12 protein-coding genes are annotated in these 12,112 nt (G+C 47.4%); 4 read left to right on the top strand and 8 right to left on the bottom strand.

Going from position 1 to position 12,112, the window contains the following annotated elements:
* Nucleotides 1-472: 472 nt before the first annotated feature.
* Complete coding sequence (locus tag JWH17_RS19815) at nucleotides 473-1,246, bottom strand: ADP-ribosylglycohydrolase family protein (RefSeq protein WP_205224424.1); 774 nt, start codon at nucleotides 1,244-1,246, stop codon at nucleotides 473-475.
* 250 nt (nucleotides 1,247-1,496) lie between these two features.
* Nucleotides 1,497-2,405 (bottom strand): transcriptional activator NhaR, encoded by a 909-nt coding sequence (gene nhaR, locus JWH17_RS19810; RefSeq protein WP_205224423.1) that lies wholly within the window; start codon nucleotides 2,403-2,405, stop codon nucleotides 1,497-1,499.
* 300 nt (nucleotides 2,406-2,705) lie between these two features.
* Between nhaR and JWH17_RS19805 the strand changes: the two genes are divergently transcribed.
* Both JWH17_RS19805 and htpX read left to right on the top strand, forming a co-directional pair.
* Nucleotides 2,706-3,350, top strand: coding sequence for a tellurite resistance TerB family protein (locus tag JWH17_RS19805; RefSeq protein WP_205224422.1), 645 nt, complete (start codon nucleotides 2,706-2,708; stop codon nucleotides 3,348-3,350).
* Between the two features lie 410 nt (nucleotides 3,351-3,760).
* The gene (gene htpX, locus JWH17_RS19800; protein ID WP_205224421.1) at nucleotides 3,761-4,621 is read left to right on the top strand and encodes a protease HtpX; all 861 of its coding nucleotides are present in this window, start codon (nucleotides 3,761-3,763) and stop codon (nucleotides 4,619-4,621) included.
* 223 nt (nucleotides 4,622-4,844) lie between these two features.
* On the opposite strand, the gene JWH17_RS19795 is transcribed toward htpX, so the two are convergent.
* Both JWH17_RS19795 and JWH17_RS19790 read right to left on the bottom strand, forming a co-directional pair.
* On the bottom strand, nucleotides 4,845-5,384 hold the full coding sequence (locus tag JWH17_RS19795; protein ID WP_205224418.1) for a GNAT family N-acetyltransferase: 540 nt from the start codon (nucleotides 5,382-5,384) through the stop codon (nucleotides 4,845-4,847).
* Nucleotides 5,385-5,575: 191 nt separating this feature from the next.
* Nucleotides 5,576-6,967 (bottom strand): ATP-binding cassette domain-containing protein, encoded by a 1,392-nt coding sequence (locus JWH17_RS19790; protein WP_205224417.1) that lies wholly within the window; start codon nucleotides 6,965-6,967, stop codon nucleotides 5,576-5,578.
* 70 nt (nucleotides 6,968-7,037) lie between these two features.
* On the opposite strand from JWH17_RS19790, the gene lepB reads away from it, so the two are divergent.
* The gene (gene lepB, locus JWH17_RS19785) at nucleotides 7,038-7,565 is read left to right on the top strand and encodes a signal peptidase I (protein WP_205224416.1); all 528 of its coding nucleotides are present in this window, start codon (nucleotides 7,038-7,040) and stop codon (nucleotides 7,563-7,565) included.
* Nucleotides 7,562-8,053 carry a hypothetical protein gene (locus JWH17_RS19780; RefSeq protein WP_205224415.1) on the top strand — a complete coding sequence of 164 codons (492 nt, stop codon included), beginning with the start codon at nucleotides 7,562-7,564 and terminating at the stop codon, nucleotides 8,051-8,053. The genes lepB and JWH17_RS19780 overlap by 4 nt, the downstream gene beginning before the upstream one ends.
* Nucleotides 8,054-8,340: 287 nt before the next feature.
* Here the strand turns inward: JWH17_RS19780 and JWH17_RS19775 are convergent, their stop codons facing one another.
* The 4 genes from JWH17_RS19775 to JWH17_RS19760 all read right to left on the bottom strand — a co-directional run bounded on the left by JWH17_RS19775 (nucleotide 8,341) and on the right by JWH17_RS19760 (nucleotide 12,102).
* The gene (locus JWH17_RS19775) at nucleotides 8,341-9,207 is read right to left on the bottom strand and encodes an EFR1 family ferrodoxin (RefSeq protein ID WP_205224414.1); all 867 of its coding nucleotides are present in this window, start codon (nucleotides 9,205-9,207) and stop codon (nucleotides 8,341-8,343) included.
* A 2-nt stretch (nucleotides 9,208-9,209) separates the two neighbouring features.
* Complete coding sequence (locus tag JWH17_RS19770; protein ID WP_205224413.1) at nucleotides 9,210-10,169, bottom strand: aldo/keto reductase; 960 nt, start codon at nucleotides 10,167-10,169, stop codon at nucleotides 9,210-9,212.
* Between the two features lie 254 nt (nucleotides 10,170-10,423).
* The gene (locus tag JWH17_RS19765; protein WP_205224412.1) at nucleotides 10,424-11,218 is read right to left on the bottom strand and encodes an ABC transporter ATP-binding protein; all 795 of its coding nucleotides are present in this window, start codon (nucleotides 11,216-11,218) and stop codon (nucleotides 10,424-10,426) included.
* Nucleotides 11,215-12,102: an ABC transporter permease gene (locus JWH17_RS19760; RefSeq protein WP_205224411.1), complete on the bottom strand. Its 888-nt coding sequence runs from the start codon at nucleotides 12,100-12,102 to the stop codon at nucleotides 11,215-11,217. Before JWH17_RS19760 ends, JWH17_RS19765 begins: the two co-directional genes overlap by 4 nt.
* Nucleotides 12,103-12,112 lie beyond the last annotated feature (10 nt).

Below are 12,112 nucleotides of genomic sequence, written 5' to 3'. Positions count from 1 at the left end.
AAGAGTTATGTGTGGGCGTCGATAGTCTCAGCCAACCTGCTTACCATAGCGCGTCAACAACTAGCTTAACAGCCAGTTGTTTGGCGGTATGTCTCTAAACAAACTGGATAGGTGCGCCTTGATTTCGGTTTTTGAAGGAATTTGCATATGACAAGCTAAAAAGGACAGCAAGAGTTTGCTTGTCCCATGAATCGATTGTGTTCGCTGGTACGACTGGCAGCGACCGCCTTTGAAAAAAATGCCATTTATGGACAGACACTAGCTACATTGATACTTTACATTGTTCCTGTGAATTTCTGATTTCCAAAAGTCCAGATATCTCCTATAAACCTGGCCCCCAAGAATGAATCAGTAGCCGCTGTTTTGATGCAAAGGGTGCCACGGACATTCGTGCGTAAATTTACGCTAAGGCATTCTTAGATATCCTCAATTGCAATAAAAGGGGGGCAGAATGAGCAATCTCTTCCCTCACTTATTGCAAACCAAACTTCCTATTAAACTCAGAAATAATTTCCCAAAAAGATTGGGGCAGCCTTTGCCTGACTTGGTGGACAATCTCCTCTGGAATCTTCTTATAATAAGCCTGTGCTATTCCGCCGGCAATGCAAGCCATTGTATCGCTATCACCTCCCAGAGAGATCGCATTTCTAATCGCATCCTCATAGTCAGTAGAGCTTAAAAAGGCAATAATTGATGCAGGCACAGAGCCTTGACAGGAAATGTCAAAAGAGTATTGAGGCCGTATTGCATCAAGGTCTCGAGTAAGATCATAGGAAAAATACCTGGAGATCTCTTGCTTGATTTCTGCTTTACTTGCTCCCATGCGGGCCAACAAGATTGCCAACGCTGTTGCCTGAGCACCCTTGATTCCCTCAGGGTGATTATGGGTAACCTCCGCGCTTTTTTGAGCTTCAGCTAACACTTTTTCAACTGTGTCGAATGCAAAACCAACAGGACTTACTCTCATTGCCGAGCCGTTCCCCCAACTGTTGTAGGGTTCACTGTTGGGAGAAAACAACCACCGGAAGAAAGCTCCACCATACCCTGCATTCGGATATTTCCGTCCAAAGAGTTTCAAAGATGAGGCATATTCACACTTCTTAAGAATAGCCGAGGCCACCGCCACCGTAAGGACGGTATCATCCGTAAAGACACTGGCCTTTTGAAAAAGTGGAAAATCCTTGGACTTGATAGGCATTGCTTCGTAGACAGAACCGATTATATCTCCAGCAATTGCACCGATCATCTTATTCCTCCTGAAAGAATGTCAGCATAGTATAGGATAGTATGAATTCTATGCCTGTCGTCCATATTTGCCACAATTTCCGCCCCCACCCTTTCTTTCGTCCAGAATCTGCTTCAGTTCATCGTTGGTTATCCGTGATTACATGGAAGGGTCAGCTCTTTGCTTGGCTCATTTCGCTTATATACTTTTGCGGCTGTGTTGGTTGTATTCGCGCAATCCCTGCAGGGCTTTTGTCATTTTGCACCCCTGCTTACTTACATTCAAAAAAGAGTTTCTGCTGCGCAGCCTCAGAGATCGCGGCTACTGCAGGATGCCTGATAATCCGCTCCACTGAAATAGCATAAAACTTCTCCCTTATTTTATTTGTACGTCCAATCAACCGGACTTGAAACTGTTGTTCAATTTCTTTCTCGATAACTGTTGGAGCCATGAAAACACCTTCACCAGCTTGACCAAACACGTTAACCAACGCATTATCATCGAACTCGCCAACGATCACAGGGTGGACCCCAATGCTTTCGAACCACTGATCAACCATGCCCCTTGATGAGCTCATGGGCATGGGCATGAGCATGGGCGCTTCGTCTAAAGAATAAGGGAAATTGATCTGTAGCGGTTTGGCAATTTTTTCGATCCCAAAAAAAGAAATACCACACTCACCCAGAAGATGATTGTAGGCCTTGATACTTAAACTTGATCGTAGTGGAGTATCGGTCAAAACCACATGGAGATTATGTAGGGCCAATTCGGCAAGTAACTGTTCATCTTTTCCCTCGTGGCAAATGAGACGTACTTTTTCAGGCAATTTCCCTGTTGGTTCAAGTAGTTTTCGGGCCACAAGTTTTGGAATCACATCAACAATGCCGACTTTCAGCGATAAGGGGCCGGCAACCGGCCGACCGCGCACAGAGTCCATCATTTCTCGACCCAGCGAAAATATTTCATCTGCATACCGATAGACAAGGTGCCCCATGTCTGTGGGTTCGATATTTCGACCTACCCGCCTGAACAGTTTTTCCCCTAAATTCTCTTCAAACCTTGATAATTGAGCGCTCACCGTTGACTGAGCTAAGCTGAGCTTGGTGCTTGCTGCGGTGATGCTCCCTTCCTGCATTACAGTCCAGAAGTAGAACAAATGATGATAGTTGAGCCATTCCATAATCTTGTAGTCTATCCAGGGTTGATTTATGCAGCTTTGCTGCAAGCGAACATGTTTCGTTATTATCGATACAATGTACTGTTTTTATCTATTTGTTCTATTTATTTTTGACTCTATATTTTGATTATTGATGGATTCAATATACGTAACGAACCGTAGAATTTAATGGTCCTTCATATTGCACAAAATATTTCGGATTTTGGTTTGATGACATTTTTCTCAAGCTATGTTTTTTGATATCTACAAGGCCAAAATAAAGCGTAATTTCAAATCTAAAAGGAACCTATTACGATGGTTGATATGAACAAGCTCCTAGGTCAACTGCTCGGCAGCGGCGCAGCTGGTGGATTTGCAGGAGGATTGGCAGGAGGAGTTGCCGGCAGCATGCTAACCGGCAAGAAAGGACGTAAGCTGGGTAAAAAAGCACTCAAGGTGGGCGGAGTTGCTGCAGTGGGTGCTCTTGCATACTCTGCATACCAGCGCTACACCAGTAAGAATACCACATCAACTCAGCCCGCCTCCCCAGCAGATCTGATTGCAGCTCCGCCAGGTACGGCGTTCATGCCGGAGGAAAATGATGATGTGGCCAATGAAGCACTGGGACTTACACTAGTGCGAGCAATGATTGCAGCTGCACGTTCGGATGGGCGCCTTGATGCGCAGGAAAGTCAGTCCATTTTCCAGAAGATCCAATCATTGGACCTGGACAACGAAAGTCAGGCCCTGCTGGTCGAAGAGATGGGACACCCTGTTGATATGGACGCCATCGTCAACAGCGCAACCAGTCCGGAGATCGCAGCAGAAATCTACGCGGCATCGCTGCTGGCCGTGGACGTCGACACTCCGGCGGAAAAAGGCTACCTCGGCATGCTGGCGGCACGCCTACGGCTTCCCTCTGAGCTTGTCGTGGAACTTGAGAGGCAGGTTGCAGCTCAAAGGGGATAATAGACCTAGCCCGAATTTCTCATGAACATTGTGTCAATTTAACAAATTACACATAATTTCTGTATTTTATGTAAATTCAAATAGATTTGGTATTTTTTCACAATGTTCACCAAAGGTCAGTCCATCCAGCATCATTTTCTTCAGTATTTTGGCAATGAATATAGGCTACTATAATTCATTGCCAAAAACTTTGAACCTGACGCCGCCTGAACTGATGAGAAATCCGGGCTAGGAATTTATCGGACTGACCCTTTTCCCTCAACTCGGCGTTATTGCCGAAAAAATAATGCTCGCAATATTAAGTATATGGCTGTGCTTATTTTTTCGACAATGCCTTGATTTGAAGAAAAAATTGCTCAATCTTTACGAGTCGATTAATTGATAATTAAGCAAAAATATTGAGGTGGTAAATGTTACGAATTATTCTTTTTTTAGCCACTAACCTGGCAATTCTGGTTTTACTCGGCATCGTAATGAGTATTTTCGGGATTGATTCCAGAAGTACATCCGGATTGCTGTTAATTGCGGCCCTCTTCGGCATGGGCGGGTCCTTTATTTCTCTGGCTCTCTCCAAATGGATTGCCAAAAAATCAACCGGTGCTCACGTTATAGTGAATCCAAGCAATCCAACCGAGCGCTGGTTACATGATACCGTCGCTCGGATGGCAAATGAAGCTGAAATAGGAATGCCTGAGATTGCAATATACGATTCACCTGATATGAATGCTTTTGCAACGGGAATGAAGAAAAACAATGCCCTTATCGCTGTTTCTTCCGGGTTGCTGCAAAACATGCCACAGGATGAGATAGAGGCAGTTCTTGCTCATGAGATCACCCATGTGGCTTGTGGTGATATGGTTACTCTCACACTGATACAAGGTGTGTTGAACACTTTCGTGATCCTTCTCTCGCGCCTTGCCGCCAACATTATCAATAACTTTTTAAGCGACGAGGATGGAGAAGGTCTTGGTTTCATGGGATACATGGCAGTAACCATAGTACTGGAAATTGTATTGGGACTCTTTGCCTCCATTATAGTCATGTGGTTCTCTCGGAGGAGAGAATTTGTCGCTGACAAAGGCGCTGCCTATCTCTGTGGCAAAGAAAAAATGGTGAACGCACTGCAAAGGCTGCAGGCTAACCAGCTCCCTTCCCATCTCCCTGATCAGGTGGCGGCTTTCGGTATTTGGCCCTCCAAGGGGCTGGTAGCTGGTCTTTTCAGGAGTCATCCACCAATTGAGGACCGAATTGCTGCTCTTCGCAACCTTTAATCGTTGAGTAGGCACTGACAGTTCGTACCAGGCTTGCCTGGTACGAATTCAAGGCTCAAGGCTCAAGGCTCAAGGCAGCCATTTTCGCATCGAGAAAAACTTGCAACATTGGGTAGCAGGCATACCTTTTTGTCGAGCATATCCTGTGCCTGGTGAGTTTGGCTGTGCAACTAACGGTAAACGTGAAATAAGTCGGTAGAAGGCCTTAGTGCTACAAGGCCTTCTACCAATATTCAGGTTTATTAAATGCTTCTACGCAATATGCATTACCTGCAATAGGTTTAATTTCCTGACTAACCAATGATTGACCAAGCCATCCTTCCGGCTGTGTCAGTGCAAAGGGGGCTTTTACTACTTTTTCGCTAATTGGAGTAAAACCGACTTTCGAGTAAAAATGAGGATCACCATAGGTAAATACTATTTCCACTCCGTTTTCTTTTAAGCGATCAAGACCAAAGTTAATCAACCTTCGGCCAATGCCTTTGCCTTGGTAGCGTGTATGTATGGCGACAGGAGCCAGAAGAAAAGCGTTGTTAACTCTATTTTGAAAACGCAATCTTGTAAAAAAGATACTGCCGATGATCTGTTTATTTTCAGTGGCAACAAATCCATAAAGGTCTTGTGTATCGGTACCGGTCATTATGTCTGCAGTTAAATTTCCGATTACTCTGCCTTCCGCCTCTCCTTCAGAATCTGAAAACACCTTTGTGAACAGTTGTTTTATTTCTTCGTTGTCACTTGCTTTGTATGGCAACAATTCCATTGAGTTATACCTTTTTTAGACAAACATTACAGGGATCGGGGCGATATGGTTTCAAGGGTCATTTTCTCAGCTCAATAAGGTGTAGATAGTACAGGATTGCGGGTTCGCTATGTATGAGTTCTTTACTCTTTTTCCGAAAAAAATATTCATTTCAGACGCATACAACTACAGTCGAGTTGTTCGACACGTATCTACCGCCCCATCACCAGATGCTGTTGAAAAAATGTGCGATACTCATCTTCCCTGTGACTCACATAGAGGATGGTACAGAGCTGTTCAGCGGCTACGCCTTCCAACAGATCAAGAAGAGCTGCTCTGTTGGCCTGATCAAGCCCCTGGGTAGGTTCATCAAGCAGGAGCAGCTGCGGCACCTTTATCAATGCTCGGCCAATTAGCAGCAGCCGTTGCTGGGCATAGGTCAATCGTCTAAACGGCTGCCGCGCTTTCTCCTCCATCCCAAGGCGATGGAGCCATTTTAAGGCAAGTTGTTGTTGCGCTTTGTCAGGCTTCTGGTACAAGCCTATGGAATCAAACAACCCTGAAAGCACAACCTGTTGACTGGATCCGGGAATGTAGTGATTACGGTGCAAATCCGGGCTGACCACGCCCAGATTACGCTTTATATCCCAAATTGACTCTCCGCTTCCTCGCTGGATACCGAACATCTTTAGATCATTGCTATAACAAAGGGGATGATCCCCGGTGATAAGTTGGACCAGGGTCGACTTACCACTCCCGTTTGGTCCGGTTATCAGAGTATGCTGCCCTTCACTTATACAGAGATCCAGGCCGCTGAAAACGGTCTGGTCGCCGTACCCGGCAAACCCATTACAGAGCTGTACCAAAGGGACCTTTTCCTGCAAGGTGTTGTGGTGGAGTCGTTCCCCTTCCATTTCTGCAGGAGAAACCTCTATGGCAGGTAATGCAGAGGCAACCAGTTGTTCTACCTGCGGCAGCACCTCTTCCCTAGGCCCCTGGATGGAAAGGGTTCCATTGGTGAAGGCACCGACATGGGTGCACCACAACGGAATATCCCCGGTATTGTTTAAGGTCATAATCAGCAATACACCCTTTTCCCGTAAAGCAAGAAACATAGTGTTCAGGTCGCGACAGCTCTGCGGATCAACCCCTTCATAGGGGTTCTGCACAACCAAACAGATAACCCCACGGGTTATTTCACGCAGCAGGCACAATTTGCGAGACTGGCCAGAGCTCAGTTGGCGGTATCCCTTATGGAGCGAATCGGTCATATTACATGCTTCAATCAGGTCTGAGTGCTGGTCGATATCTGATAAAAAGGCGGCCGCAGGAGTTCCCGGATCAAGCCTGTCCATAAAGTCGGTATCATCCTTGCGCAACTCCTCTTCAAAAAGAGCCTGCTGCCTGTTGAAAGTGAAAATGCCTGCTGTTTCCGGGATGACACACTCATCAAAGCAGCTATCATCGGGCCGCCGGCCGATAACATCACAAAACCGGTCAACTCCGGAGTCGTTACTGCCTATAATGCACCAGCCCTGTCCGGCAGATGCTGAAAAATGAGGAATGGTTATTCCGTATCCATTGAAATGGTGTAGCTTGATCATGATTTTTTCATTTTCCTTATAAAGAAACAGCCTCTTTTTGCATCATTTTCCAGCAAGGGCTATACTGGGGATGTATAAAATATGCGCCCCCATACACACCAAGGCCCACCCATTGATACGACAATTTTTCCTGCCACAATTGACCCGAGCAACACGCTACCGAATTCTGGGGGTAGCCCTGCTGAGTCTTATTATCTTTCGCTATATCCTTATTCCGGTACATGTCCAGGGTATGAGCATGGAGCCGACCATCAGTGATGGCAGTTTTCATTTTTGCTGGAGGTTGAGTTATCTGTACCATCCTCCCAAGCGTTTTGATATAGTCACCTTCCGCTTTGCCGGTAACAGGGTGTTGCTCCTTAAACGGATCATCGGTCTACCCGGTGAAACCGTCTCCTTTCAACAGGGAGTCTTGTATATCAACGGTAAACAAATGGAGGAGCCCCAGCATATGTTTCCCTCCACCTGGAATCTTGCGCCTCGAAAAGTATCGGCAAACACTTTTTATGTGGTGGGGGATAATCGCAGCGTTGATATGGATCAACATCGTTTTGGGCAAATCGACGCCAAACGAATAATCGGCAAGGTAATCTGGTGAAAAAATATCATATCCTCATTGCACTCGTCCTTGCAGCTGCAGCTGTGTCAGCCTGGTTATATCTTACCAGCGACACCCGCCGGATACGCAGCCGGCTTGATACGCTGGTAGAACTGAGTGAAAAAAACGGCCCTGAGCAGGGAATTGAAGCGCTCACCAAGGCTGCCGGAATCGGCAAGCTCTTTAGCGAACAATGCACTCTGCACCTGGAAGAGTATGGGCATCGAGGGTCCTATCATCGCAAGGATATCACAGATAGTGTATTTATGATTCGTAATCGCAGTCATCAGATTACCATTGCCATGTATGACATCACGATTGCGGTAGAAAATTCAAGCCAAGCAGCTATTGCCTTGACCTTGCACCTCTCAGGAGTAGTAGGGGAAGAACAGGCTGTTGAAGTGAACGAAATAGCCCTGACCATGAATAAAGAGGAAGGAGACTGGCTTATAGACTCGGTCACCGTGGTTCAGGTGTTAGAGCGTTAGCCCGAATTTCTCATGAACTTTTTGATTTCAAACTCAATTAATTGATATTATTTACTAAAGAGTGATTATACAATTAGCGGACTGTTTTTCGTTTTCAATCAAAAAGTTCCCCCTTCGGGTCAATAGATTTTTCCGCAGGATCTACGTTACAAAACACTAGCGGTAGCTTACTACAGCTACGTGATTTGTGCCTTGCCCTGCGAAAAACTTTATTGATGAGAAATCCGGGTTGCCCGAATTTCTCCCTCCTGGTTAACCGGACGTCCCCTGGTATCCTTCCTCTGCTTTTAAACAAAGATTGCTGTCTCTTTTTCCTCATCACTGGCCGCAGCCATTGCTTCTACGAAGCTTGCGGTTGCGACATGGTCATAAGGAAAAGCCTGTTCCGGACACTGCTGGACACACTGCATACACAACACGCATGAATCGCCTATAATCGGTACGTTATCTATAGTGATCGCCTGGACAGGACAACACTCTTCGCAGGTGCCGCAGGCGGTACATGTATCAGGATTTGCAGCCAAGGGCGGACGGGATGCCTTGGCAGCGGCAAGATTTTTGCCGGCAGCATCTGCCCGTAGCGCTGGTGACAGATAGTCCAGCACCTCAAGAGCAAGAGACTCATTTACAGGTTGTTCAAGCTTGTTCACCACCTGCTCCACGAGCAAGTTGACCTTATCCAGGTCCTGTTTTTGCGGGTGCCCCTGTGCCAGCGGCTGCTCTGCCCCCCACATGGATGAATGCTGGGCAATTACCTTTGCTGCCCCGAGGAGATGGTAGCCCTGCTGCTCCAATATTTCTCCCATCTCCGCCAAAGCCAGACCACTGGTGACGCCCCCCCAGGTAACAAAGGGAACACTGTATCGCTCTGACACCGTGGGAAGCTGGCCAAGTAGCGCCTCCACTAGGGGGACAGCATGGTCGCAGTAGACAGGTGAGCCTACCCAAACACAGCATGGACCGGATTGGGAACAAAAATCAATGATTGCAGCACGTACCTCGTCCACACCAAGGGAAAGATCAAAAACCGTTACTGACCGGCCAAGTTCTTTTAACCGTTCTTCAATGGTAATCGCCACTTGCCGGGTCGATCCGGCAGGTGAAAAATAAACGATTCCGTGTGCACAGGAAGCGACTTCAGACTCCTTTCCCATGGTCAAACCTCTCCGTCCCAAAGATTCTCCAGCGTGTAGGGCGAGCCGGGAGCCTGCCAGAAAGAACCATCAACATAGCGATAATGCTTGTCCAGCCCCTTTATCTTTGCCATATCATCGTTATCGAGCTTGATATCAGCTGCCGCAAAATTATCCCGCAGGCGTTGCGGATTGACTGATTTTGGAATAACCACCGTATCACGTTGCAATGCCCAGGCAAGCAACACCTGCCCTGCCGTTGCCTTATGTTTGTCTGCAATAGTGGCAATAACCGGATGCTCAAGCAGGCTGGGTTCATTATCTTTTTTCAATCCCACAGGCCTATCACCCGACCCAAGGGGGGAGTAAGCCGTCAATAAAACATTATTTTCCCGACAGTACTCCACCATCTTCTCCTGCTGGAGAAAAGGATGCAGTTCTATCTGGTTCATAACCGGCTGTATAGTCGCATTCTGTTGCAATGCCCGCAGCTTGGTAATGCTGAAATTGCACACCCCGATATGTTTGACCAAGCCTTTGTCCACGCATGCCTCAAGGGCCTGCCAGGTCTCCTGAGTGGGTACGCTTTCCAGGGCAATAAAATCTTCACCACTGCGCGGAAAAAAGACCTCGCCTGCAAAAATAACCGGCCAATGGATCAGGTACAGGTCAAGATACTCAAGGCGCAGATCACCAAGCGTCTTTTCCAAAGCCGGTAGGACTTGAGCACTCTGATGAGCATTATTCCATAGTTTTGAGGTGACCCATATCTCCTCCCTGCTGATCTTGCTGTTGCGCATCCCATCCTGCAGGGCTTTGCCCACTTCATTTTCGTTTTCATACGCTGGTGCGCAGTCAAAATGACGGTAACCGATGGTAAGTGCTTCCGTAACAGCCTGGTACACCTCGCCGGTGCTCGATTTCCAGGTTCCCAGTCCCAGACCGGGTATGGAATCGTTGTTAGGCAGGGAATAATATTTCATTTCAGCCTCCTTTGTCCTATGAGTTACTTTTTCAATTGTATAATTGTATGCACCTGGATAGCTCATCCACCCTATCGTAACTGATGAGAAATCCGGGCTGATCCGATTACGTTAAGACCGTTGATGGTTACACTCCGAGTATTTTCTTTATACAATGGTCCCAGGTAAACGCTTACAATGTTTTTTTGCCTGCACCATCTACTTGACCAGTGATGCTTCACTACCATGAAGAGTAATCATTACGGAGGTTTCCCTCAAGTAAGCAGCATTGAGTCCATGGAAAGTTCCTCACCCTGTACAGTGTAAAATCGCTGCAACAGGTCATCCACCGTTAATTTACTTTTTTCAGTTCCATCTACATCAAGGATAATCCGGCCCTGGTGGAGCATGATCAAGCGGTTGCCAAAGGCAATGGCATGCTTCATGTTATGGGTGATCATCATCGTGGTCAGGTGTTGCTCGCCGACAATATCGCTGGTCAAACCGAGGATCTGGTTGGCGGTTTTCGGATCAAGTGCTGCAATATGTTCATCAAGTAAAAGCACCTCAGGTTTTATCATGGTTGCCATGAGCATGGTCAATGCCTGCCGTTGGCCTCCGGACAACAACCCAACCCGATCAAGCAGGCGCTCTTCAAGGCCCAGGTGCAGGTGGCCAAGCTTCTCACGAAAAATGTCCCGCTCGCTGTTTTTCACCCCTTTGCCAAGTCCCCGCCTTTTACCGCGTTTTATGGCAAGGGCCAGGTTCTGCTCAATGGTTGCAGAGGGACAGGTGCCAAGCAACGGGTCCTGAAAGACCCTGGCAATAAACCTGGCCCGCTTGTACTCCGGCCACTTGGTGACGTCATGGTTATTAATGGTGATAGTACCGCTATCCGGAAAAAAGGAACCGGCAATGCAGTTCAACAGGGTGGACTTCCCTGCCCCATTGGAACCGATGACCGTGATGAAATCCCCTTCCCTGATTTGAAGGCAGATATCATTGAGTGCATACACCTCGTTGACACTGCCTTTATGGAAATATTTATGACAATGGTCCAGGGTGATCATCGCTGCATCAACCTCTTTTTAATATTAGGCATGATCAGAGCGCTGACGACAAGCAAGGCGGTAATCAGGTTCAGGTCACTGGGGTTAAAAGAGAAATGGCCAAATTCAACACCCAGAGCAAGGGCAATGGCCAATCGGTAGAGTATAGATCCGAGAAGAGCGGCGAAAAAAGCCCGCGCTATGCTGGCCGTACCGAAAACAGTCTCACCGATAATAACCGAGGCAAGACCGGCAATAATGGTACCAATGCCCATCCCCACATCTGCGGCCCCCTGATTCTGGGCGACTAGAGCACCGCTCAAGGCGACCAGTGCATTGGACAATCCAACTCCGAGGATAATAATGGTGTGGGTGTTCACCCCAAGACTGGTGATCATCTGCGGATTATCGCCGGTGGCAAGGATGGCCTGCCCGAGTTCGGTACTTAAAAACCAGATAATAATAACCGCCACCAGGATCGCAAACAGGGCAAAGACAACCACACCCGCCAGATAAGGCGGAACACCGAGAACACTTACCGCATCAAAGACCGTGGGCGTGCCGAGCAACGCAATATTGGGACCGCCCATTATCCGGATATTAATCGAATACAAGGCGATCATGGTCAAAATGGAGGCAAGAAGGTGGAGAATTTTAAACTTGGTATTAAGCACCGCCGTAGCGACCCCGGCGCAAAATCCGCCACCCATGGCCAAGACCAGGGAAAGATACGGGTTGATACCGCCGGTGATGGCCACCGCTGAGATGGCAGCTCCCAATGGCAGGCTTCCATCCACAGTCAGGTCTGGAAAATCAAGAATACGAAAGGTCAAGTAGACGCCGATAACCATGATGCCGTACACCAACCCCTGCTCCACTGCCCCTAAAGCTGCATAGAGTGTCATATGCTCTTCC

The sequence above is a fragment of the Desulfogranum marinum genome (assembly GCF_016918565.1).
Classification (GTDB): Bacteria; Desulfobacterota; Desulfobulbia; order Desulfobulbales; family Desulfobulbaceae; genus Desulfogranum; species Desulfogranum marinum.
The sequence above is the reverse complement of the archived record's forward strand: the minus strand, read 5'-3'. Positions and strand labels throughout refer to the sequence as shown.